Below are 22,244 nucleotides of genomic sequence, written 5' to 3' on the forward strand. Positions count from 1 at the left end.
GGGCGGCGGGCCCGCGCCGCCGGCGTCGGGAGCGGGGAGCCGACCCGACGAAAGTAGGGTCCCTACCCGCCCTCGGTGGGCGGTGCCCGGCGCCTTCCGAGTCCTAGTCTCGGGGCATGTTCCCGGACCGCCGCGCGGCGGGCATGCTGATCGGCCTGACGGCCCTGTTCGTCGCGCTCGACGTGCTCGCGGCCCTGCTCGGCGGCCGGACGACCGGGGCGCTCGGCCCGTGGGCGGGCCTCGCCCTGCAGCTCGCGGCCGACCTTGCGCTGCTGGTCGTGCTGCGCGCCCCCTACGCCGTCCTGGCCTTCCTGACGGCCGGGTCGGTCGCGGCGGTCGTCGCGCCGGAGACGTTCGTGCCGACCGTCGTCGTGAACGGCGGCGCGATGCTGCTCGCCCCGACCACCGCGGCGATCTTCGTGCTGGTCCAGGTCCGGGACCGGCGCGCGACCTGGATCCTGGTCGCGGCGCTGACCCTGTTCGCGGTGCGGGTCTGGGACCCGGGCTGGGACTCCGTCCCGTTGGGCCTGCTCGCCACCGCCGTGCCCGCGCTGGCGGGCCGCTACGTCGCCGCGCGCAGGCGGATCATGGCGGACCTGGTCGAACGCGCCGAGCGCACCGACCGCGAGCAGCACCTGCTGGCCGAGCAGGCCCGCGCCGAGGAGCGGGCGCGGCTGGCCGCCGAGATGCACGACGTCGTCTCCCACCGGATCACCCTGATGGTCCTGCAGGCCGGGGCCATGGAGGTGACCGGCGACGAGCGCGCCCGCACGCTGCGCGAGACCGGCATGCAGGCGCTCGACGAGCTGCGCGGCCTGGTCCGGGTGCTGTCGGTGCCCGAGGGGCCCTCGCCGCGGGTCGGCCCGGACGCGCCCGCCCCGGACCTGTGCGCGCTGGTGGAGGCCTCCGCGGCCGCCGGCATGACGGTGCACCTCGAGGGCGAGCTGCCCGCCGGGCCGCGGGGGCGGACGCTGCACCGGGTCGTCCAGGAGGCCCTGACGAACGCGCACAAGCACGCCCGTGGTGCGGACGTGTGGATCACCGTGGACGATCGCGGGGTGGCGGTGGTCAACGGCGCGGCGGACCCGGACCCCGAGCTGGCCGGGTCCGGCAGCGGCGTGGGGCTGCGGGGGCTGCGGGAACGCGTCGAGGTGGCGGGCGGGACCTTCCACGCGGGCCCGACCGCCGACGGGGGCTTCGAGGTGCGGGCGGCATGGTGACCGTCCTCGTGGTGGACGACGAGCCGATGGTCTGCGCCCACCTCACCACGATCCTCGACGCCGCGGGGCTCGACGTCGTGGCGACCGCCGGGGACGGCGCCGAGGCCGTCGAGCTGGTCGTGCGGCACGCCCCGGACGTCGTGCTCATGGACCTGCGGATGCCCGGGGTGGACGGGATCGCCGCCACGGCACGGATCGCGGCGATGGCCGACCCGCCCACGGTCGTCGTGCTGACGACCTTCGCCGCGGACGCCCACGTCCGGCGCGCCCTGCAGGCCGGGGCCGCGGGGTACCTGCTCAAGTCCACGCCGCCCACCGAGCTCGCGGACCTCGTGCGGGTCGCCGCGCAGGGGCACGCGGTGTTCTCCCGCGCCACGGTCGGCGGGTTGGCGGGCCCGCCCGCGGACGACCGGCTCGCGGTCCTGTCGGCCCGCGAGCGCGAGGTCGCGTTCCTCCTGGCGGAGGGCTGCACCAACGCCGAGGTGGGGCAGCGTCTGCACCTGACGGAGGCGACGGTCAAGGGTTACGTCAGCAGCGCGCTGACGAAGCTGGACCTGCAGAACCGCACCCAGCTCGCCCTGCTGGCCGCCCGCTCCCGATAGCGACCGCGCCGCCCGCCGGCTCAGGCGGGCGACCGGAAGCGGGCCTCCGTGGCCTGGGCGAGGTCGCGCCAGCGCGCGGCCTCCGCGGTGAACGGCGGGCTCGGGGCCAGGCGGGTCGGGTTCGGCCGGATGATGAACGAGACGAGCCAGCCGAGGCTCTGCGACTCGGCCAGCGCCTCGGCGGGAGCGGGGTCGCCCGCCCACTCCGCGACGTCCAGCACCAGCTCCGTGGCCAGCTCCAGCTGCGTCGGATCGACCTCGAGGGTGCCCTCGGCGATGTCCTCGTCGATCCCGACGAGGACGTAGTCGTTCATCGGGTCCACGGTCACGGTCAGCTCGCCGACGGCGGCCTTGTCGAGCACGTCCTGCCAGGTCGAGGCGGCGACGAGGTCGTTGTCGTCCTTGCCGCCGTCGGCCAGCCAGCGGGCCAGCGCGCGCTCGGAGTCGAACGCGTCGATCCGGCCGTCCGAGCCGAGGAAGACGGGCTTGTCGTCGAGATAGCAGCGCAGGGTGACCATCGAGCCGGTGGTCGTGGTGACCCGGATCGGGTCGATGCCGATGTCCTCCCAGAAGCCCGTGGGCGCGAGCTCGGCCTCGTCCTCGGCCACCTGGTCGTCGATGGCCTCCTCGTCCGCCGCCTCGATGTCCTCGGGGTCGGTGAGCCCCTCCTCGGCCTCCGCGAGGCGGGCGGCGAGCTCGGCGGCCTCCTGCTCGGCCCGGGCGAGCGCCGCCGCGTCGACCGCGGGGGTGGCGACCATCTCGTCGAGCGCGTCGACGACCTCGTCCCACCGGTCGGCCACGGTCTGGGCGAGCTGCATCCACAGCCGCGCGCCCTCCCGGCCGCTGAACGGCAGGGTGCCCTGGTCCAGCAGAGCGAAGCCGGGGGTGGAGTCGAGGATCCGGTCGACGAGCTCGAGATCGCAGACGTCCGCCAGCGAGCGCACGATCGCCACGATCTCGGCGAGCTCGCCGATGGTCCAGGTGTCCGGCTCCTCGGCGACCAGCTCGGGCACGCCGATGATGTCGAACCGGCGGCTCTCCTCGGGGGTGAGCTCGGCGACCGTCAGGCTCGGGACCTCGGACCAGGCGGGGTGGTCGACCAGGTCGTGCTCGGGCGCGGTGCGCACGAACGCGGCCAGCTGCGCGACCTCGGGGAAGCCGAACAACGCGTCCTCGTCGCCGAGGAACGCCTCCCAGTCCTCACCGTCCTCGCGCCACCGCGGCGCCCAGAGCGTGACGAGGTCCCCCTCGGTGAGGGAGAGCTGGATGGGGACGATGTCACTGGCCACGGCGCGAGACTAGCGGCCGTTGCTGAGGGGCGGCTGATCGCTCCGCCGCCCGGGTGCACGGCCCACCGGTCGCGTCCCCACCGCGGGACGCGGACCGGTGCGGGCTGGTCGTGCTGCGGCCGGCTCCGCACGCGGGGAGTGTGACCCCGGGGCCCTCGGGGAGCCGATCGGGGAGCGTGCGGGGTCCGGCTGCCGGCGGAGGGCTCGGTGGGGCCCGACGCCGGCGGTGGATCAGGTGGAGCTGTGCAGGCGGACGACGCCCACGGTGACGTCCTCCAGACCACCACGGTCGAAGTCCCGACGCAGCTGGTCGGCCTTCACGGTCGCGGTCAGCCCGTCGAACGGGCCGTGCGCGTCCACCTCCCCGGTCTGCGGGTCGACGGCGAGCACCACGTACCCGTCGCACTGGGTGAGCTTCTCGGCGGCAGCCACCAGGGTCTGCTCCTCCGAGGTCGTGTTCTCCGGCACCGGATCACCTCCTTGTCACCTAGTACAGCGTCGGAGGCGGGTCCGGCGTGACAGTGTTCGTGCCAGACCACCCGTTCGGGTGCGAAGAAATCTCCCTGTGGTCACCGTGGGTCCCGGGCTCGGGACGCAGCGCGAGGATTCGGGATGATCACTGGTGTCATCGTCGCCGGGCGAGCACGCATCGTGACCGATCGCCGGGGGACGATGTCGATCTTGGTGTCTCGTGTGCGCACCGTGTGCGGGCCGACCTGCGCGACCGGGGTACGGGGGACCCCTTGCGGCAGTACGGGAACCACCGTTCGGAGACGCAGAGTGACCGTTCGACCACGATCGTTGGCCGTTCATCTCCACCACCGGTGGGCTCGCTACGGTTCCCGGTCATGGACGTCCGCGTCGTCGAGCACCCGCTGGCCCTCGCCCGACTCACGACCATGCGGGACGCCCGCACGGACAACGCCGCCTTCCGTGCCGCGTTGCGTGACCTGACCCTGCTCCTGGTCGTGGAGGCGACCCGGGGCTTCGGGACGGCGACGTTCCCGATCCACACCCCCGTCGCGCGCACCGAGGGGCACCGGCTGGCGAACCCGCCGATCCTGGTCCCGGTGCTGCGCGCGGGCCTCGGCATGGTCGACGCCGCGCAGAGCCTGCTGCCGGAGGCGCAGGTCGGGTTCGTCGGCATGGCCCGGGACGAGGAGACCCACCTCCCGACGCCGTACATGGAGTCGCTGCCCCCGACACTCGTGGGCAGGCCGGTGTTCGTGCTCGACCCGATGCTCGCGACCGGGGGCTCGATGGTGCACACCGTCGAGCTGCTCGCCGCCCGCGGCGCGGACGACGTCACGGCCGTCTGCGTCCTCGCCGCACCCGAGGGCGTGCGGGCGCTGGCGGACAGCGGTCTGCCGGTGCGACTGGTCACCGGCTCGATCGACGAGCGCCTCAACGACTCCGCCTACATCGTCCCCGGGCTCGGCGACGCGGGGGACCGCCAGTTCGGCGCCGTCTGACGGGTGGGTCAGGCCCGCCAGCCGTCGACGACGGCGCGGAGGACCTCGGGCGACCCGTCGGCCGGGTCGTCGATGTCCGTCGGGGTGTGCGCGTGCAGCTGGATCGACACGAGCCCGTGCAGGGCGGACCACAGGCCCAGGGCCACGGTGCCCGCGTCCGCGTCGTCCCGCAGGGCCTTGGCGTCCCGCGCCGCCGCCACGGCGGAGACGAGCGGCTCCAGCGCCTCCTCCTGCAGGGCGCGGGACTCCTCGTCGAGCCGGTCGCGGTCGAACATGGCGTCGTACAGGTGGGGGTCGTGCAGGGCGTCCGCCCGGTAGGCCTCGGCGATCGCGACGAGCCGCTCCACCGGGTCCGCGCTCTCCGGCACGTCGGCCAGGGTGTGCCGCAGCCGGCGGAACGCGTCGTCCACCACGGTCTTCACCAGGCCCGGCTTGCCCCCGAACAGCGCGTAGACCGCGGTCGTGGAGGTGCCGACGTCCGCGGCCAGCGTCCGCAGCGACAGACCGGCGACGCCGTGTTCGCTGAGCAGCTCGCCCGCGCGGGTGCGGAGCTTGGCGCGCAACACGTCGTCGTGGACCTTGGGCCGTGGCACGCGGCGGACACTACCGCCGAACCGGGCGGGTCCGCCCGGCAAGCCGAGCCGATCGGTGTGTCACGCCCAGGACACGCCGGCGTGACGGAGCGGTGACGATCCGCACGTAACGCCGGAGCCCCCCCGACAGATCAACCGGGAGGACGGGACCCGCTCGGGCCCCGCCGTCGCGGTGGAGGCGGGAATGCGCGGGTTCGGCCGGCTGCGGTTCGTCCGGGTTCCGCTGGCGGGTCTGGTGCTCGCCGGTCTGGTGCTCGTCGCGGCGCCCGCGGACGAGACGATCCCGCCCACGGTGCGCACGACCGGACAGAGCGCCCTGGGCACGGCGGGCCTGCCGCTGCGCGTGATGCCGCTCGGTGCCTCGAGCACCGTGGGCCTCGGCAGCCCGGCGACCGCGGGGTACCGCGGCCCGCTCTACACCGACCTCGCCGCGGACGGGATCCGCGTCGACTACGTGGGCTCGCAGCACACCGGCTTCCCCGGCATGGCGGACCCGGACAACGAGGGCCACTCCGGCTGGACCCTGGAACGCATGATCCCGCGGGCTCGCGGCTGGGTGGCCGCCGCCGACCCGGACGTCGTGCTGCTGCACATGGGGACGAACGACGTGAACACCGGTGCCTCCGGGGCCACCGCCGCCGCCCGGCTGGACCGGCTGCTGGGCGAGGTGTTCGCAGGTGCGCCCCGCACCCACGTGATCGTGGCCGGCATCTGGGCCGCGCTGCCCACGCATCTCGCCGACCGGGCCGAGTTCGCCCGGCTGGTCCCCGGGATCGTCGCCGACTACCGCGCGCAGGGCCGGTCGATCGAGTTCGTGGACACCTCGAACCTGCTGGGCGGCAAGGACTTCACCGACGCACTCCACGCCAACGCGGGCGGCTACGCCAAGATCGCCACGATGTGGTCCACGGAGATCTCCGGCTGGCTCGCGGCGCGCCGGGCGGCCCCGCTCGCGCCCTCGTCGTCCTGAGTCCCGTTCGGTCGTGAGTCCCGCTCGGTCGTGAATCCCGCTCGGTCGTGAATCCCGCTCAGCCGTGGGTCGCGCTCAGCCGCTGATCCCGGCCGCCACCGTGGCGCCCAGCTCCCAGCAGGCCTCGCGGGCGGCCGCGTCCGGCGCGCCCACCACCTCCACCGTGGGCGCGACGCGCGTCCACCCCATCCCCGCGGTGATCGCGTCGACGGCCCGGACCGCGCCCTCGAGGCCCTCGTTGCCGTGCACGTACACCCCGAAGGGCAAACCGCGGGTGTCCTCCCCGCACGGGTAGAACACGGTGTCGAAGAAGTGCTTCAGCGCGCCGGACATGTAGCCGATGTTCGCCGGGGTCCCGAGGACGACGGCGTCCGCCGCCAGCAGATCCGACGCCGTCGCGGCCAGCGCCGCACGCGCCCGCACCTCCACCCCGGTGATCTCCGGGTCCGACGCCCCGCGCCGCACCTCGTCGAACAGCTCCCGGCAGGCGGGGGAGGGCGTGTGGTGGACGATCAGGAGGGTGGCCACGCCACCCGTCCTACCCGATGAGCGCCTCGACCTCCTCCCGCAGTGCGGCCATCCGCGTGTCGGCACGCGCCCGGGCGCCCGCCAGGTCGTCCGTCGGGTCCTCCACCACCTCCAGGTAGATCTTCAGCTTGGGTTCGGTCCCCGACGGGCGCACCACCGCCCGTGCGCCCGCCCGCCGCAGCCGCAGCACGTCCGGCGCGGGGCGGTCGGCCGCCCAGCCCGCGGGCGGGTCGGCGACCAGCCGGGCGACGGCCGCCGCGCCGGCGGCGGGCTCCATCCGCCGGGAGATCCCCACCGTGCGATGGACCCCGTGCGCCCGGGACAGCTCGTCGAGCCGGTCGAGCAGGGTGCGGCCCTGCGCCCGCAGCTCGGCCGCGACACCCGCGGCGACCACCGCGGCGGAGATCCCGTCCTTGTCCCGCACCGCCTCCGGGTCCACGCAGTAGCCGATCGCCTCCTCGTACCCGTAGACGAGGTCGGGCCCGCCCCGGACGATCCACTTGAACCCGGTCAGCGTCTCGGCGAACCCGGCCCCGTGGGCGGCCGCGACGCGCGCCAGCATGCTCGACGAGACCACCGTGGTGGCGACCAGCCCGCTGCGCTCACGCAGGATCGCGTCGCCGAGCAGCACCCCCGTCTCGTCCCCGGTCAGCAGCCGCCACCCCGCGGGTGTGGGGACGGCGAGCGCGCAGCGGTCCGCATCGGGGTCCAGGGCGATCGCGAGGTCGGCGCCCACCCGGTCGGCCAGGGCCAGCAGCAGGTCGGTGGCGCCCGGCTCCTCGGGGTTCGGGAACGCCACCGTGGGGAAGTCCGGATCCGGCGCGGCCTGCTCGCGGACCACGTGGACGTCCGTGAAACCGCTGCGCGACAGCGCCTGCACCGCCAGGGCCCCACCCACCCCGTGCAGCGGGGTGAGCGCGAGCCGCAGCTCACCCCCGGCCCGGCCGAGCGACGCGACCCGGGCCAGGTACTCCTCGGTCGGGTCGTACTCGACGGTGGGGCCGCCGACGGGGATCGACACCGCCGCGGGCTGGGCCGCGATCGCCGCCTCGATCTCGGCGTCCGCGGGCGGGACGAGCTGGGCACCGTCTTCCAGGTAGACCTTGTAGCCGTTGTCCGCCTTGGGGTTGTGCGAGGCGGTGACCTGGATCCCGGCCACCGCCCCCAACCTGCGCACCGCGAACGCCAGCAGCGGCGTGGGCAGGGGTGCGGGCAGCACGTGGGCCGCGAACCCCGCGGCCGCCAGCACCCCGGCCGCCTCCGCGGCGAACACCTCCGAACCGTGCCGCGCGTCCCGCCCGACGACCACGACCGGCCCAGTCGCCCCGGCCCCGGCCCCGCCGGACCCGGGCCCCGCGCCCGCGCCGACGCTCGACCCGCCGCCGGTCCCGCCGGCCGTCCACCGCGCCCGCAACCACGCCGCCAACCCCGCCGTCGCCCGCCGCACCACCGCGACGTTCATCCCCGCGGGGCCGGCGCGCACGGGCCCGCGCAGGCCGGCGGTGCCGAACGTGAGCGGCCCCGCCATCGCCGCCGCCAACGCGCCCGTGTCGCCACCGGTCATCCCCGCGGCCACCAGCGCCTGGAGCTCGGCGCGGGTCTCCGGATCCGGGTCGTCCGCGATCCAGCGCAGCGCGCGGTCCCGCAGGGTGGGGTCCATCAGACTCGCGCCACCAGGTCGCGGAGCAGCTCGCCCATCCGCCGAGCCGAGGCCCGGCCGGCCTCCAGTACCTCCTCGTGGTTCAGCGGCTCCCCGGTCATCCCGGCGGCGAGGTTGGTGACCAGCGACAGCCCGAACACCTCCGCGCCCTCCGCCCGGGCCGCGATCGCCTCCAGCACCGTCGACATGCCGACCAGGTCGGCGCCCAGCCCGCGCAGCATCCGGATCTCCGCGGGCGTCTCGAAGTGGGGGCCGGGCAGGCCCGCGTACACCCCCTCCTCCAGCGAGGGGTCGATCTCGCGCGCCAGCGCACGCAGCCGCGGGGAGTACAGGTCGGTCAGGTCGGTGAAGCGCGGCCCGACCAGCGGCGAGCGGGCGAGCAGGTTCAGGTGGTCGGAGATCAGCACCGGCTGCCCGACGGACATGCCCTCCCGGATGCCGCCCGCCGCGTTCGTGAGCACCACGGTGCGACAGCCCGCCGCGACCGCGGTGCGCACCCCGTGCACCACCGCCTCGACCGGATGGCCCTCGTAGGCGTGGGTGCGGCCCAGCAGCACGAGGACCCGCCGGCCGCCCGCGGTGACCGACCGGATCGTGCCGCCGTGCCCCTGCACCGTGGGCGGGACGAACCCCGGCAGGGCGTCCATCGGGACCTCGGCATCGCCGCCGATGACCTCCGCCGCCGGGCGCCAGCCCGAGCCGAGGACCACCGCCACGTCGTGCGCGGCCACCCCGGTCGCCCGGGCCAACGCCCCGGCGGCCTCCTGTGCGAGATCGCTGCTCATGGCCGTCACACTAAGGGCGGGGACGCCCCGGGAAGATCAGAACGGGCCCGGGAGGCCCGAGTTGTCCACAGATCTCAGCTCGGAGCGGTGAAACTGTTCGCCACCGCGGTCTCCAGTGCCTCGGACCGGCCGCCCGCGTGCGGGGTCGGCACGGTGAGCGCGACGGCCCACACGCCGTCGGGCACCGGGATCGTGCGGACGACGGTCGAGCGGGAGACGCCGCCGAGGACCGAGGTGTAGTGCGTCTCGACGGCGCCCGGCTGCCCGCCCACGACCGGCCCGGACGCCCCCTGGACGACCGTGTCGACCCCGAGCCGCTCGGCGGTGAACCCGGCCGCGACGGCCTCGACCGTGCCGGTGCGCCACAGCGCCAGCTCCTCGGACGAGTCCGGGCTCAGCCAGCGCACCAGCCCGTCCCGGTCCGCCCGCTCCCAGCCCGCGGGCACCGCGATCGTCCACCCCTCGCTGACCAGCGTGGTCGCGTCCGTCGCGGTGGTCACGGTGACCGTCGACAGCGGTGACTGCCCGCCGAGCGTCCGGGTGGCCGCGTAGCCGCCCGCGGCACCCAGCAGCACCAGCAGGGCCCCGGCGACGGCGAGCGGCACGGCCCAGCGCGCGGGCAGGCCCGGGGGCGGCTGCGGGGGCCGGGGCCGCACGGGCGTCTCGACGTGCACGGGCGGACGGGCGGGCATGGCGTACGAGCCGCTGGGCAGCGGACCGGGCGCGGCGGCCAGCGGGGCGCCGCGTGCGGGCATCCGCGCGCTGGGCTCCCAGACGGGGCCCGAGGCCGCGACCCGGGGCTCGGGCACCGGCTCGGGGCGCGGCGCGACCAGGGAGTACGAGGTCGGCGCGTCCGGCGAGCCGGGGTAGAGCGGGTCGTCCGGGTCGTCGAGCAGGGGGCGGAGCCTGCGGCGGACCTCCTCCAGTGGCATCCGCTGGTCGGGTTCCTTGACCATCAGGGCCGCGATGACCTCGGACACCGGCCCGGCGTCCCGCGGGCGGGGCACGTCGCCGTCCACGACCTCGGTGATCGTCGAGACCGGGTCGCCCTTGACGTCGTAGGGCGGGCGGCCCTCGATGGCCGCGTAGAGCGTGGCGCCCAGGCCCCAGAGGTCCGCCGCGGGGGTGACCGCGCTGCCCATCGCGACCTCGGGGGCGATGTAGGCGGGGGAGCCGAGGACCAGGCCCGCCGTGGTCATGGGGGCGTCCGAGGAGTTGCGGGCGATGCCGAAGTCGGTGAGCTTGATCCGCCCGTCGTGCGCCACGAGCACGTTCCCGGGCTTGACGTCCCGGTGCGTGATCCCCGCGCGGTGGGCGGCCCGCAGCGCCGCGGCCACGGCGTAGCCGATCACGGCCGACTGGCCCGCCGAGAGCCTGCCGTTCTCCTGGATCAGCGTCGCGAGGTTGCGGCTGGGGACCATCTCGAGGACGACGAGGGGCTCGCCCTCCGCGTCGACGACGTCGAACACGGTGATGACGTTCGGGTGCGACAGGCCGCCGAGCGCGCGCGCCTCGCGCAGCATCCGCTCGCGCATGCCGAGCGCCTCGCGCTCCGGGATGCCGCGCGGGACCTTCAGCTCCTTGATCGCGACGCGGCGGCGGAGCACCTCGTCGAAACCCGACCAGACCGTGCCCATCGCGCCTGCGCCGAGCTGCCCGGAGAGGCGGTACCGGTCGCCGACGACGCGGCCCGGCTGCTCGTCTTCCTGGGTGGACACGCGCCCATTCTCCCGATGCCGGTGCGGGCGGTGACTCGGGGTCCGTCGTCGGGGGCATTGACCTGCAGAAACGGTCGCTTCACGTGACCGGGTGACAACGCTGTGCAGCCCCGTTGGGCACGCCGAACGGCGGGTCCGCCCGTTCGTCGCAGCCGCCGGCAACCGCTCGTCACGGGGTGGTCGTCCGCCCGCAGCAGAGCACCGACCCCTCGGCGCGGATACCCGGTGAACTCCCGGTTTCGGGTTGGTACACCGCTGTCCGGGTGAGCACCATGGGTGCATGCAGGACAGAGCGAAGAGCTCTTCGGAGGCGGTCCCGGGCGGTGCTCGATGACCCTTCTCGAGGCGCACCCCGAGCTCGCGGCCGGGGGTGACGACGACGTGGTCGCCGACCTCGGCGCGGGCACCGGCCCGGCCTGGCTCGACCAGTGGCTCCAGGCCCACCGCGGTGACGTCGTCGCCGTGCGCCGGTCGCTGCACTCCGTACCCGAGCTCGGCCGCGACGAACATCGTACGACGGCCCTGATCGCCCGCCGCCTCCTGGCCGCCGGTCTCGAGCCGCGCACGCTGCCCGGCGGCACCGGCCTGGTCTGCGACGTGGGCCGCGGCGACCGCTGCGTGGCGCTGCGCGCCGACCTCGACGCGCTCCCGCTGCCCGAGGAGACCGGGCTGCCGTTCGCGTCCACCGTGCCCAACGTGATGCACGCCTGCGGACACGACGCGCACACCGCCATGGTGCTGGGCGCGGGTCTCGCGCTGGCGTCGGCGCCGTCCCTGCCCGGGCGCGTGCGGCTGGTGTTCCAGCCCGCCGAGGAGGTCCAGCCCGGTGGGGCCCTGGACGTCGTCGCCGACGGGGCGATGGGGGACGTGGAGCGCATCTTCGCGCTGCACTGCGACCCGCGCCTGGAGGTCGGCAGGCTGGGCACCCGCGTCGGACCGATCACCTCGGCGTGCGACGTCGTGGAGATCCGGCTGACCTCGCCCGGCGGCCACACCGCCCGCCCGCACCTGACCGCGGACCTCGTCGAGGCGTTGGGGCTGCTCATCACCCAGCTGCCGCTGCTGCTCACCCGGCAGGTCGACCCGCGCTCCGGCACGGTCCTGGTCTGGGGTGCGGTGCAGTCCGGCGCCGCGGCGAACGCGATCCCGCAGCACGGCGTGCTGCGCGGCACGCTGCGCACCGCGGACCACGCCACGTGGACGGTCGTCGAGGAGAAGTTCCGGTCGCTGGTCGCGGCCGTGCTCGCACCGCTGGGTGTCGGGTACGTGATCGACTACGTCCGCGGCGTCCCGCCCGTGGTCAACGAGGCGGACAGCTCGGGCATCCTCCGGGACGCCGCCATCCTCACCGGTGGCATGGAGGCCGCGGCGGACACCGAGCAGTCCTCCGGCGGCGAGGACTTCGCCTGGTACCTGGAGAAGGTGCCGGGGGCCATGGCCCGGCTGGGCGTCTGGTCGGGGGTGGGTCCGATGAAGGACATCCACCAGCCGACCTTCGACCTCGACGAGCGCGCTCTGCCCTTCGGCGTCCGCGTCCTGGTCAACAGCGCCCTGGCCGCCCTGTCCTACTGACCCGCGAGTCCCGCACTTCGGACACGCGAGTCTCCGAGTTCGGACACGCGAGTCGGACGGGGTTGTCCACAGGTTTTCGGCCCTGTGGACAATCTCGGCGACGGGCCGTCGATCTCCGGCATGGTCTCCGGCCATGGACACCCTCACGAACCTCCACAGCGCGATCCGGCGGAGCGATCTGGTCGACATCCTCGGCGAGCGGGCCGTTCGCGCGGCCGTCCACAACGGCCGCGGGTTCGGAGCGGACACGGTGGAGCGTGCGGGTCTGCCCGTCCTCGCGCTCGACCGTGTCCTCGGCGACCTGCTGTGCCGCGACCACGGTCCGACCGGGTTCGCCGGCTTCGACGAGGCGCTCAGCATCGCCGAGGACGTCGAGGCCCTCCGCGCAGAGGTGCGGCACCGCATCGCGACACGGAGCGATCGACGCGGAACGAGACGTGCCGCGATCCTCGTCGAGCTGGCGGGCGGGCGCCCTCGCTCGCCTGCGGAGAGCAGACTGCAGTTCCGGATCGTGGATCTCGGTTTCCCGAACCCCGTGCTGAACCACCCGATCCACGACGGGAACGGCCGCGTGGTCTTCCTGGTCGACCTCGCCTGGCCGGGGCTGCGGATCGCCCTGGAGTACGACGGTCACGAGACGCACAGCGGACGCGAGCTCGCCGATGCGGAGCGCCAACGAGAACTCGAACGCCGCGGCTACCTCGTCATCCGGGTCACAACAGACGACATGACGGACATCACCAGGGTCCAGCAGGACCTGGCGGCGGCGTTCCGGGCACGCGGGTTCCCGCTCCGTCGAGACGCCGGCGCGGGGGGAGCGCTCCAGGCGCGTCGACATCGGGAGCGGGTGTGGACGCCGCGGTGACCGACGTGTCGGACTCGCGTGTCTCGACCGGGGGACTCGCGTGTCCGGGATGGGGGACTCGCGGGTCAGGAGCTCTTCTGGCTGGGGCGGTTGCGCAGCTCGGTGACGTAGTCGTCAGGGGCGCCCGCCTGCTCCGCGGCGTCCGCGATCACGCCGAGGTAGCGGGCGCTCGGGGTGCCGCCCTCGTACGCGTCGAGCACGTAGATCCAGGCCAGGGCGCTGCCCTCGAGGGTCTGGACGCGCAGGCGGAGCTTCTTGTGCAGACCCAGCTCGCCACCCTCCCAGCGGTCGAGCTGGGCGGCGTCGTGGTCCGGGACGTCGTAGAGCACGACGAAGACCTGGGAGTCGGGGTCCTCGACCACCGTGGACAGTGCGCCCTCCCAGGCGTAGTCCTCCCCGCCGAAGGTCAGCCGCCACCCCATCAGCCACCCCGTGCCCGCCATCGGCGAGTGCGGAGCGCGCTCCTTCATCTGGGCGGGGTCCATGTTCGACCCGTAGGCGGCGTAGAGCGGCACGGGGGACAGGGTAACGGCGACCACCAGGCGGGTGACCGCCGGCACGGCCTAGGGTTGAGCCGACACCACCACATCGAGGGGACGACGTGACCCGCATCGTCATCATGGGCGGCGGACCCGCCGGGTACGAGGCCGCGCTGGTCGCCGCACAGCACGGCAGTGACGTCACCGTCGTGGAGGCGGACGGCATGGGCGGCGCGTGCGTGATCCACGACTGCGTGCCGTCGAAGACCTTCATCTCCTCCGCCGCCGTGCGCGTGGACCTGCACCGCGCCGAGGACCTCGGGGTGCTGCTGGACCGCGACACCGAGGGCGTCGACCTGCTCAAGGTCAACAGCCGGGTGAAGGGGCTGGCCCAGGCCCAGTCGGCGGACATCCGGGCGCGCGTCGAGTCCGAGGGCGTGCGGATCATCCACGGCCACGCGTCCTTCCTGGACGAGACGTCCGGGCGGTTGCCGCACACCGTCGAGGCCCGCCACGCGGACGGCACCGTCGAGAAGCTGCACGCGGACACCGTCCTGATCGCGACGGGCGCCACGCCCCGCGTGCTCGACTCCGCCCGACCGGACGGCGAGCGCATCCTCACCTGGCGACAGCTCTACGACCTGCCCGCGCTGCCCGAGCACCTGGTCGTCGTCGGGTCCGGGGTGACCGGGGCCGAGTTCGTGTCGGCGTACGTGGAGCTGGGCTGCAAGGTCACGCTGATCTCGAGCCGGGACCGCGTGCTGCCGAGCGAGGACGCGGACGCCGCCGCCGTGCTGGAGGACGTCTTCGCCGAGCGCGGGGTCACGATCCTGCCGAACGCCCGGGCCGAGTCCGTGCTGCGAGACGGGGACGAGGTCGTCGTCACCCTCGCCGACGGGCAGGTCGTGCGGGGCTCCCACGCGTTGATGACCGTCGGCTCGGTGCCGAACACCCGAGACATCGGCCTGGAGAAGATCGGCATCGAGACCGACCGCGGCGGGTTCATCCCGGTCGACCGCGTGTCTCGGACGTCCGTGCCCGGCATCTACGCCGCAGGCGACTGCACCGGCCTACTCATGCTGGCGTCCGTCGGGTCCATGCAGGGGCGCATCGCGATGTGGCACGCCCTGGGCGAGGGCGTGGCGCCGATCCGGCTGCGGACCGTCGCCTCGAACGTCTTCACCCGCCCGGAGATCGCGACCGTCGGCATCAGTCAGCGCGCGATCGACGCGGGCGAGGTCCCGGCCCGCACCGTGATGCTGCCGCTGGCCACCAACCCGCGCGCGAAGATGCGGGGGCTGCGCCGCGGGTTCGTCAAGCTGTTCTGCCGTCCGGCGACCGGTGTGGTGATCGGCGGCGTCGTCGTCGCGCCGGTGGCGAGCGAGCTCGTCCTGCCCATCGCGCTGGCCGTGCAGAACGGGCTCGGCGTGGACGACCTGGCGCACACCTTCTCCGTCTACCCGTCGCTGTCGGGCTCCATCACCGAGGCGGGCCGCCAGCTCATGCAGCACTCCGACCTGGATTGAGACCGACGGGGAGTGCCCGTACTGCTGATCCCGGGGTCGACTCGGGGTTCCCCGGATCCGCCGCACCCGGACGTGGCGGACGGTGGACGCCATGGCCACTCCTGTCCCCACCCGCGTGCCGGTCCTGCCGGTGGCCGCGGCCGGCGTCGGCGCGCAGGTCGCCGGTGCTCTCCTCCTCGCCGTCCTCCCCGCCGTTCCCGGCGTGGGCGCCGTCCTCGCGCTCGCGGCGAAGATCGCCACCAGGCGGCTCGACGGCGCCGCCGTGCCGCGCGCCGGGCTCGCGATCGGGGCGGTGTCCGCGGGGGTCGGGCTGCTGCTCTCGGGGTTCGGCCTGGTCACGATCCTGCTGGCGGGGATCACCGTGGTCGCGGGCGTCGGCGGTGCGGTACTCGGTCGACCCGAGGTGCGCCCGGGCCGCTGAGCGGTGGCGGCGAGGACGGGACTCGCGGCATGCCGATACCCCCGGCGGACGGTGTCCCCGGGGGCATCGGGTGTGCGACGGGTGCTCAGCCCGCCGTGGCCAACTGCGCGCGGCAGGAGGCCAACGTGCAGGAACGGGCGGCGGCGGAGCGGTCGGCGACCGCCTCCGGGGGGAGGGTCCCCACGAAGGGCCAGCCGTCGGTGAACCGCTGGGCGTACCAGTAGACGAACAGGTAGGCCTCGGGTTCGGCGACGAACACCGGCCTGCCGGGCAGACGGCTGACCCAGCGGGTGAACGCGATCGTCGCGAGGGCCGGGGGCTTGGAGGCTCGCCGGGTGGAGAGCCATTCCTCGGCCTTCGTGCGCCAGTCCTGCAACGACGCGGGATGCAGGGTGGCGCCGGGCAGTTCCCGCAGGTTCACGGTGAACGTGCCGATCGGGACGCCCGCGGCGGTGTGTGCCGCGGCCGTCAGGGTGAGCAGGGAGTGCGGACCCGGGATGGGCCCGTCGGTGTGGATGTGTGTCGTGACGTGCAACTCGGGGGGCATGACGGATCCTGTGCTCGAAAACCGACGAGGACGTGTCCGCGCCGAGGCGACTCGGGTCGGACGGATCCGCGGCGCGGTCCGTGTCCGCGTGGCGGAGAACCGGGCCCCGTGGGTGACTCACACGGGTGCGTCTCGTTCGCTGTGTACTTGTGCAGTGACGACGACCGGGACGGTCGAACCTGGCAGTCCAGGATTCAACCGCCCCGGCGGGGACGCGTCAATCAGTCCTTGATCTCACAGACGACGGCGCCCTGGGAGATCGTGGAGCCCGCTTCGGCGGACAGCCCGGAGACGGTGCCGTCCTTGTGCGCGGTGACCGGGTTCTCCATCTTCATGGCCTCGAGGACGACGATGAGGTCGCCTGCGGAGACGGTGTCGCCGTCGTTGACCGCGACCTTGATGATCGTGCCCTGCATCGGCGCGGTCACCGCGTCGCCGGAGACCTTCGCCCCGCCGCCCCCACCGGCGCGCTTGCGCGGCTTGGCCTTCGCCGCCGCGCCACCACCGCCGCCGAAGGAGATGTCGCCGGGAAGCGAGACCTCGAGGCGCTTGCCGCCGACCTCGACCACGACGTTCTGCCGCGGCGCGGCCTCCTCGTCGGCCTCGGCCGGGTTGGTGAACGGCTCGACCGTGTTGTTCCACTCGGTCTCGATCCAGCGCGTGTGGACGGTGAAGTCCTCCTCGCGCTCGGCGGTGAACGCGGGGTCGGCGGTGACGAGCCGGTGGAACTCCAGCACCGTCGCCATGCCGGTGACCTGGAACTCCGCCAGCGCGCGCCGCGAGCGCTCCAGGGCCTGGCTGCGGTCCGAGCCGCTGACGATCAGCTTGGCCAGCAGCGAGTCGAACTGCCCGCCGACCACCGAACCGGCCTCGACGCCGGCGTCGACCCGCACACCCGGGCCCGCCGGGTACGCGATGCTCCCGACGGTGCCGGGGGCGGGCAGGAAGTTGCGGCCCGCGTCCTCGCCGTTGATCCGGAACTCGATGGAGTGCCCGCGGGGCTCCGGGTCGTCGAGCAGGTTGAGCTCGAGGCCCTCGGCGATGCGGAACTGCTCGCGCACCAAGTCCAGCCCGGAGGTCTCCTCGGAGACCGGGTGCTCCACCTGCAGCCGGGTGTTGACCTCGAGGAACGTGATCAGCCCGTCCTGGCCGATCAGGAACTCGACGGTGCCCGCCCCGTAGTAGCCCGCCTCTTTCACGATGTCCTTCGACGCCGTGTAAAGCGTCTTGCGCTGCTCGTCGGTGAGGAACGGCGCGGGGGCCTCCTCGACCAGCTTCTGGAAGCGGCGCTGCAGCGAGCAGTCCCGGGTCCCGACGACGATGACGTTGCCGTGCTGGTCGGCCAGCACCTGGGTCTCGACGTGCCGCGGCTTGTCCAGGTAACGCTCGACGAAGCACTCGCCGCGACCGAACGCCGCGGTGGCCTCGCGGACGGCCGACTCGTAGAGCTCGGCGATGTCCTTCTCCTCGCGCGCGACCTTCATGCCGCGCCCGCCGCCGCCGAACGCCGCCTTGATGGCGACCGGCAGCCCGTACTCCTTGGCGAACTCGATCACCTCGTCCGCGCCGGACACCGGGTCGTTGGTGCCGGGGACGAGCGGGGCGCCCGCGCGGGTGGCGATGTGCCGGGCCGTGACCTTGTCGCCGAGATCCCTGATGGACTGCGGCGACGGCCCGATCCAGGTGATGTCGGCGTCGATCACGGCCTGGGCGAAGTCGGCGTTCTCGCTCAGGAAGCCGTAGCCGGGGTGGATGCCGTCCGCGCCCGCCTGCTTGGCCGCGCCGATGACCTTGTCGAAGTCCAGGTACGACTCGGCGGCGGTGGTGCCGCCGAGGGCGTACGCCTCGTCCGCCAGCCGGACGAACAACGCGTCCCGGTCCGGCTCCGCGTAGACCGCGACACTGGCAAGGCCCGCGTCCTTGGCGGCCCGGATCACCCTGACGGCGATCTCCCCGCGGTTGGCGACGAGAACTTTGCGCAGTGCAGGCACCTTCGGCTCCTCGTGGTCCTCGCCGGCCCCCGTTGCGCCGACGCCTTGGTCACCCGGGGAGTCTAGGAGTTCACCTGGCGAACACAGAACGAGATCAGGTGTGGGATCCGTCATCAACCGGTCACGGCTGACTGCCGCGACGCCGGCGCGGACGCGTCACCAGGGCAGCCGGTGCCGTCGGGGGCGCGGTGGGCCGTCCCCGGTGTAGCGGTGGGAACGTTCCCGGGCGCGCAGCTCGCGGCGGGCGCCCTCGGTCAGGCGGCCCTCGGCGGCACGGGCGACGTCCCAGCCGTCCTGGAGACCGCCGGCGACCGGACGGTCGGCGAGGACCCGGGTCGCGAAGGCGGTCCACTCGGCACCGAACCCCGCCGCGAGCAGGGGCCAGTACTTCGCGGCCTCACCCGCCCGCTTCCGCAACAACGCGCGGCGGGTGGCCGCCAGCCGAACGGGATCGAGCCCCGCGGGATCCGAACCCCCGGCGACCAGCGACTCCACCAACGCGGCCTGACGAGCGGCGAGCCCGCCGGGCGGGCTCATCGCGGAACCTCGGTGGCCCCGAGGCCCGCCGGATCGTGCGACTCGCGCAGTCCGGTGTCGGACTCGCGGCCGGTGGGGTGCGGCTCGCGCAACGTGGTGTGGGACTCGCGGGGCGGGGTGTGGGACTCGCGCGGTCTGGTGGGGGACTCGCGGGTGGTGGGGTGGGGGTGCTGGGCTCCGGCGATCGCGGCCAGTTCGTCGCGCAGGTCCTCGGCGGGTGGGTAGCGGCCGTCGCGCTCCAGCATGACGGCCGGGCCGGCGCCCCGTTCGCGCACCTCGTCGAGCAGGACGAGGACCTCGCCGGGGACCGGGTCGACGTGGGTGTCGTGGTAGAGCCCGGTGGGGTCGTCGGGGTGCACGGCCCCGCCCGCCACGTGCACGTACGCCACCCGGTCGAGAGGGAAGCGGTCCAGCACGGCCGACGGGTCCTGCCCCCGGTTCCGGGCGTTCGCGTAGACGTTCGCGACGTCCAGGAGGAGCAACGCCCCGGTCCGGTCGAGCAGCTCGGTGAGGAAGTCACCTTCCTCGAACTCGTCCTCCGGCCAGTCGAACAACGCCGCGATCGGCTCCACCGCGAGCGGCACCGCGAGCTCGGCCCGGGTGCGCCGCACGGACTCGACCAGCACCGCGAGCGCCTCCCGCGTCCGCGGGACCGGGAGCAGATGACCGGCCTCCCGACCCCCGGCCCGCACGAACGCGACGTGCTCGCTCACCAGCGGCGCGCCCACCGCCTCCGCGCAGGCCGCGAGATGCGCGACGCGAGCCGGGGCGACGCCCTCGGCGTCGCCCAGCCCGAGGCGGACCCCGTGCGGGATCACCGCCACCCCGCGCGCCCGCAGCTCCGCCACCCCTCGAGGCGGAGCTGCGGGTGTGATCGCCTCGGCGATCACCTCACAGAAGCCGAGGCCCTCCATCCCGGCCACGACCTGCGCGATCTCGGCTCGCCACCCGATCCCGACCCCCGCCACCACACCGCCCGCCGGGCCGGCGGGCGCCGCCGGACCCAGTGACCCGGAGCCCGTCGCCACCCCCGCCACCACCGGGCTGGCGGGGGCCACCGGACGCACGGAACCGGGGTCAGCCGCCGCAGCCACCGCCGCCCCCTCCTCCGCAGCCGCCGCCACCCCCGCCGCAGCTGCTGCCGCCACCCCCGCCGTCGACGTAGCCGCCTGCGGATCCGCCGCTGCTCCCGCCGAGGGCCGCGGCCTTCTGCAGCTCCAGCTCGTCCGCGAAGGCGGGGGCGGAGGCCCAGAGGGCCCCGACCCCGAACACCGCCACCGCCACGGCGGCGGCGCGGGCGCCGTTCGCGACCCAGTCCGGGCGCATCGTGGGGTGCAGGGCGTCGAACCGACCGCGCAGCTCCGCCAGCAGCGGGCCTGCGGCCGAGGTGCGCTCCGGGGCCCGCGCGAACCAGATCACGCTGATCACGGCCGCGCCGATCACCAGCACCACCAGGAACCCGACGGCGCGGGCGTTCGCCACGCCCGCGACGATCCGGGCCAGCCCGAACCCCGCCACCAGCAGCATCCACAGCCCGACCCGGCGGATCGCCTCCCGGCGCTCGCGGGTGAGCAGCAACCCGTCGGCGACGAGCCGCTCCCGGGTCGCGGTCAGCGCCCCCGCGACGGCGCTGTGGAACGGCAGCCGCCGCAGCGCGATCGGCGTGACCGCGGCGGAGTGCACGGCCCGCTCGAGCGGTGTCGCGTCGGCGCCGAGCCGCCCGGCGGCCTGCACCTGTCCCTTGCCCGCCGGGTGCAGGACCCCGGCGAGGTGCAGCGCGCTGACCGCCGAGTAGACGGCCAGGTCGGCGCCGCCGTTGAGGTAGGCGATCTCCTGGGGCAGGTTCGCCCAGTCCCGACCCTGCGCCGCCGTGCGGTCGGCCCGCGCGAGCCTGCGGCGCTCACGCGTCCCGGCGACCAGCACGGCCACGCCCAGCGCGGTGTAGACCAGCAGGAAGGTCGGGCCGCTGATGCCCCAGGTGTCGCCCGGAGCGGAGAGTGCATGTCTCATCTGAACCACCCCCGTGTCGTCGCCCGTCCTCGGGGGACTTCGGTGACGCGCTCAGGATGGGGGTGGCCCAGGCCACGACGGAACGTTTTTGACGAAGCCTTAGGGTTCGGCGCCTACTCGCCGACCGCCGCTCTGACCTGCCGCTTGATCCGCGCGAGCATCGCGGCCATGCCCCGGATCCGCAGCGGGCTCACGGCCTGGGTGAGGCCGAGGGCGGTGTAGAAGTCGTCCGGCACGTCGAGCACCGTCCGGGCGGGCTCGCCGTCCAGGCCGGTGTGCATGATCGACGCGAAGCCCCGGGTCGTGGGCGCCTCCGGCGGGGCGGAGAAGAACAGGTGCACGCGCTGCTCGGCGTCGGAGTCGACCTCGACGGCGAGGAACAGCGGGGACTGGCACTCGTGCACCTGTTCCATCGAGTCCGCCGCGTCCGCGTACCGCTCGGGGAGCGCGGGCAGCTCCTGGCTGAGCTCCAGCAGCAGCTGCAGCTTGTCCTTGGTGCCGACCGACCCGAAGTCCTCGACCAGCTCCTCCAGCGCCGGGGTCAGGCTCACGCAGACCCTCGCTCGGGGCCCTGCGCGATCGGCACCCGCACCGAGTTGCCCCACTCGGTCCAGCTGCCGTCGTAGTTGCGGACGCCCTCGAAGCCCAGCAGGTACGACAGCACGAACCAGGTGTGGCTGGAGCGCTCGCCGATGCGGCAGTAGGCGATGGTCGGCGCGTCCTTCGACAGGCCCTGCTCGTCCTCGTAGATCTCGGAGAGCTCCTTGCGGGACTTGAAGGTGCCGTCCTCGTTCGCCGCCCGCGCCCACGGCACGCTCGCGGCCCCGGGCACGTGCCCACCGCGGACCGCACCCTCCTGAGGATAGTCCGGCATGTGCAGCAGCTCGCCGGAGTACTCACCGGGGGACCGCACGTCCACGAGCTGGCCGCCGAGGTGGCCCAGCACGTCCTCCTTGAAGGCGCGGATGGCGATGTCGTCCCGCTCCACGATCGGGTACTCGACCGGGTTCGGCTTGGGCTGCTCGGTGGTGGTCTCGCGGCCCTCGGCGATCCACTTGGCCCGCCCGCCGTCGAGGATCCGGACGTCCTCGTGGCCGAAGAGCCGGAACACCCACAGCGCGTAGGTGGCCCACCAGTTGTTGCGGTCCCCGTAGAACACCACGGTGGTCTCGCGGGCGATGCCGCGCTCGCCGCAGAGCTGCGCGAACTGCTCGGGATCGACGTAGTCCCTGGTCACCGGGTGGTTGAGCTCGGTGTGCCAGTCCACCTTCACGGCGCCTGGGATGTGCCCGGTGTCGTAGAGCAGCACGTCCTCGTCCGACTCGACGACCACGAGGTCCGGGTCGCCGAGGTGCTCGGCGAGCCAGCCGGTGGTGACGAGCCGCTCGGGGTGCGCGTACTCGGCGAGCTTGGGGTCCGGATCACTGTCAGCCATGCTCGCGACGATAGTCCCGGCGGC

Annotated in this window: 23 protein-coding genes; 8 read left to right on the forward strand and 15 right to left on the reverse strand. The window is 74.3% G+C overall.

Annotated elements, in window-relative coordinates; translation table 11 throughout:
• Positions 1 to 116: 116 nt before the first annotated feature.
• Both L3X23_RS31235 and L3X23_RS31240 read left to right on the forward strand, forming a co-directional pair.
• Entirely contained in the window at positions 117 to 1,220 is a 1,104-nt protein-coding gene (locus L3X23_RS31235) for a sensor histidine kinase (RefSeq protein ID WP_237196804.1), read from the forward strand.
• Entirely contained in the window at positions 1,214 to 1,822 is a 609-nt protein-coding gene (locus tag L3X23_RS31240) for a response regulator transcription factor (protein WP_093077282.1), read from the forward strand. Before L3X23_RS31235 ends, L3X23_RS31240 begins: the two co-directional genes overlap by 7 nt.
• A 20-nt stretch (positions 1,823 to 1,842) precedes the next feature.
• Here the strand turns inward: L3X23_RS31240 and L3X23_RS31245 are convergent, their stop codons facing one another.
• On the reverse strand, positions 1,843 to 3,111 hold the full coding sequence (locus L3X23_RS31245) for a primosomal protein (protein WP_237196806.1): 1,269 nt from the start codon (positions 3,109 to 3,111) through the stop codon (positions 1,843 to 1,845).
• Positions 3,112 to 3,342: 231 nt separating this feature from the next.
• Positions 3,343 to 3,579, reverse strand: coding sequence for a hypothetical protein (locus tag L3X23_RS31250; protein ID WP_093077288.1), 237 nt, complete (start codon positions 3,577 to 3,579; stop codon positions 3,343 to 3,345).
• A gap of 380 nt (positions 3,580 to 3,959) precedes the next feature.
• Between L3X23_RS31250 and upp the strand changes: the two genes are divergently transcribed.
• Positions 3,960 to 4,583, forward strand: coding sequence for a uracil phosphoribosyltransferase (gene upp, locus L3X23_RS31255; protein WP_237196809.1), 624 nt, complete (start codon positions 3,960 to 3,962; stop codon positions 4,581 to 4,583).
• Positions 4,584 to 4,591: 8 nt separating this feature from the next.
• On the opposite strand, the gene L3X23_RS31260 is transcribed toward upp, so the two are convergent.
• Positions 4,592 to 5,176, reverse strand: a complete 585-nt coding sequence (locus L3X23_RS31260) for a TetR/AcrR family transcriptional regulator (protein WP_237196810.1) — start codon at positions 5,174 to 5,176, stop codon at positions 4,592 to 4,594.
• 184 nt (positions 5,177 to 5,360) lie between these two features.
• On the opposite strand from L3X23_RS31260, the gene L3X23_RS31265 reads away from it, so the two are divergent.
• Positions 5,361 to 6,146, forward strand: a complete 786-nt coding sequence (locus tag L3X23_RS31265; protein WP_237196811.1) for an SGNH/GDSL hydrolase family protein — start codon at positions 5,361 to 5,363, stop codon at positions 6,144 to 6,146.
• 75 nt (positions 6,147 to 6,221) lie between these two features.
• Here the strand turns inward: L3X23_RS31265 and L3X23_RS31270 are convergent, their stop codons facing one another.
• From L3X23_RS31270 to L3X23_RS31285, 4 genes are all read right to left on the reverse strand, one after another.
• Positions 6,222 to 6,674: a flavodoxin family protein gene (locus L3X23_RS31270; RefSeq protein WP_093077296.1), complete on the reverse strand. Its 453-nt coding sequence runs from the start codon at positions 6,672 to 6,674 to the stop codon at positions 6,222 to 6,224.
• A gap of 10 nt (positions 6,675 to 6,684) precedes the next feature.
• Positions 6,685 to 8,334, reverse strand: coding sequence for a phospho-sugar mutase (locus L3X23_RS31275; protein WP_237196813.1), 1,650 nt, complete (start codon positions 8,332 to 8,334; stop codon positions 6,685 to 6,687).
• Positions 8,334 to 9,119 carry a purine-nucleoside phosphorylase gene (locus tag L3X23_RS31280; protein ID WP_237196815.1) on the reverse strand — a complete coding sequence of 262 codons (786 nt, stop codon included), beginning with the start codon at positions 9,117 to 9,119 and terminating at the stop codon, positions 8,334 to 8,336. Before L3X23_RS31280 ends, L3X23_RS31275 begins: the two co-directional genes overlap by 1 nt.
• Positions 9,120 to 9,193: 74 nt before the next feature.
• Positions 9,194 to 10,837 (reverse strand): serine/threonine-protein kinase, encoded by a 1,644-nt coding sequence (locus L3X23_RS31285; protein WP_237196817.1) that lies wholly within the window; start codon positions 10,835 to 10,837, stop codon positions 9,194 to 9,196.
• Between the two features lie 330 nt (positions 10,838 to 11,167).
• Between L3X23_RS31285 and L3X23_RS31290 the strand changes: the two genes are divergently transcribed.
• Complete coding sequence (locus L3X23_RS31290) at positions 11,168 to 12,409, forward strand: amidohydrolase (protein ID WP_237196819.1); 1,242 nt, start codon at positions 11,168 to 11,170, stop codon at positions 12,407 to 12,409.
• 133 nt (positions 12,410 to 12,542) lie between these two features.
• Entirely contained in the window at positions 12,543 to 13,274 is a 732-nt protein-coding gene (locus L3X23_RS31295; RefSeq protein ID WP_237196822.1) for an endonuclease domain-containing protein, read from the forward strand.
• A gap of 65 nt (positions 13,275 to 13,339) precedes the next feature.
• Here the strand turns inward: L3X23_RS31295 and L3X23_RS31300 are convergent, their stop codons facing one another.
• Entirely contained in the window at positions 13,340 to 13,789 is a 450-nt protein-coding gene (locus L3X23_RS31300; protein ID WP_093077510.1) for a gamma-glutamylcyclotransferase, read from the reverse strand.
• Between the two features lie 86 nt (positions 13,790 to 13,875).
• On the opposite strand from L3X23_RS31300, the gene L3X23_RS31305 reads away from it, so the two are divergent.
• Together L3X23_RS31305 and L3X23_RS31310 are read left to right on the forward strand one after the other, a co-directional pair.
• Complete coding sequence (locus L3X23_RS31305) at positions 13,876 to 15,279, forward strand: NAD(P)H-quinone dehydrogenase (RefSeq protein WP_237196824.1); 1,404 nt, start codon at positions 13,876 to 13,878, stop codon at positions 15,277 to 15,279.
• A gap of 91 nt (positions 15,280 to 15,370) precedes the next feature.
• The gene (locus tag L3X23_RS31310) at positions 15,371 to 15,700 is read left to right on the forward strand and encodes a hypothetical protein (RefSeq protein WP_237196826.1); all 330 of its coding nucleotides are present in this window, start codon (positions 15,371 to 15,373) and stop codon (positions 15,698 to 15,700) included.
• Between the two features lie 85 nt (positions 15,701 to 15,785).
• Here L3X23_RS31310 and L3X23_RS31315 read toward each other — a convergent pair whose 3' ends face one another.
• From L3X23_RS31315 to L3X23_RS31345, 7 genes are all read right to left on the reverse strand, one after another.
• The gene (locus tag L3X23_RS31315; protein WP_237196828.1) at positions 15,786 to 16,247 is read right to left on the reverse strand and encodes a hypothetical protein; all 462 of its coding nucleotides are present in this window, start codon (positions 16,245 to 16,247) and stop codon (positions 15,786 to 15,788) included.
• Between the two features lie 221 nt (positions 16,248 to 16,468).
• Positions 16,469 to 18,238 (reverse strand): biotin carboxylase N-terminal domain-containing protein, encoded by a 1,770-nt coding sequence (locus tag L3X23_RS31320; RefSeq protein WP_237196830.1) that lies wholly within the window; start codon positions 18,236 to 18,238, stop codon positions 16,469 to 16,471.
• 156 nt (positions 18,239 to 18,394) lie between these two features.
• Positions 18,395 to 18,775: a hypothetical protein gene (locus L3X23_RS31325; protein ID WP_237196832.1), complete on the reverse strand. Its 381-nt coding sequence runs from the start codon at positions 18,773 to 18,775 to the stop codon at positions 18,395 to 18,397.
• Complete coding sequence (locus L3X23_RS31330; RefSeq protein WP_308116963.1) at positions 18,772 to 19,833, reverse strand: DUF692 domain-containing protein; 1,062 nt, start codon at positions 19,831 to 19,833, stop codon at positions 18,772 to 18,774. The genes L3X23_RS31325 and L3X23_RS31330 overlap by 4 nt, the downstream gene beginning before the upstream one ends.
• Positions 19,834 to 19,852: 19 nt before the next feature.
• Positions 19,853 to 20,785 carry a TIGR04222 domain-containing membrane protein gene (locus tag L3X23_RS31335; RefSeq protein ID WP_237196834.1) on the reverse strand — a complete coding sequence of 311 codons (933 nt, stop codon included), beginning with the start codon at positions 20,783 to 20,785 and terminating at the stop codon, positions 19,853 to 19,855.
• A gap of 113 nt (positions 20,786 to 20,898) precedes the next feature.
• Positions 20,899 to 21,336: a SufE family protein gene (locus tag L3X23_RS31340; protein WP_237196836.1), complete on the reverse strand. Its 438-nt coding sequence runs from the start codon at positions 21,334 to 21,336 to the stop codon at positions 20,899 to 20,901.
• On the reverse strand, positions 21,333 to 22,220 hold the full coding sequence (locus L3X23_RS31345) for a sulfurtransferase (protein ID WP_237196838.1): 888 nt from the start codon (positions 22,218 to 22,220) through the stop codon (positions 21,333 to 21,335). The genes L3X23_RS31340 and L3X23_RS31345 overlap by 4 nt, the downstream gene beginning before the upstream one ends.
• Positions 22,221 to 22,244 lie beyond the last annotated feature (24 nt).

Origin of the sequence: Pseudonocardia sp. WMMC193, assembly GCF_021728735.1 — a bacterium.
GTDB classification, from domain to species: domain Bacteria; phylum Actinomycetota; class Actinomycetes; order Mycobacteriales; family Pseudonocardiaceae; genus Pseudonocardia; species Pseudonocardia oroxyli.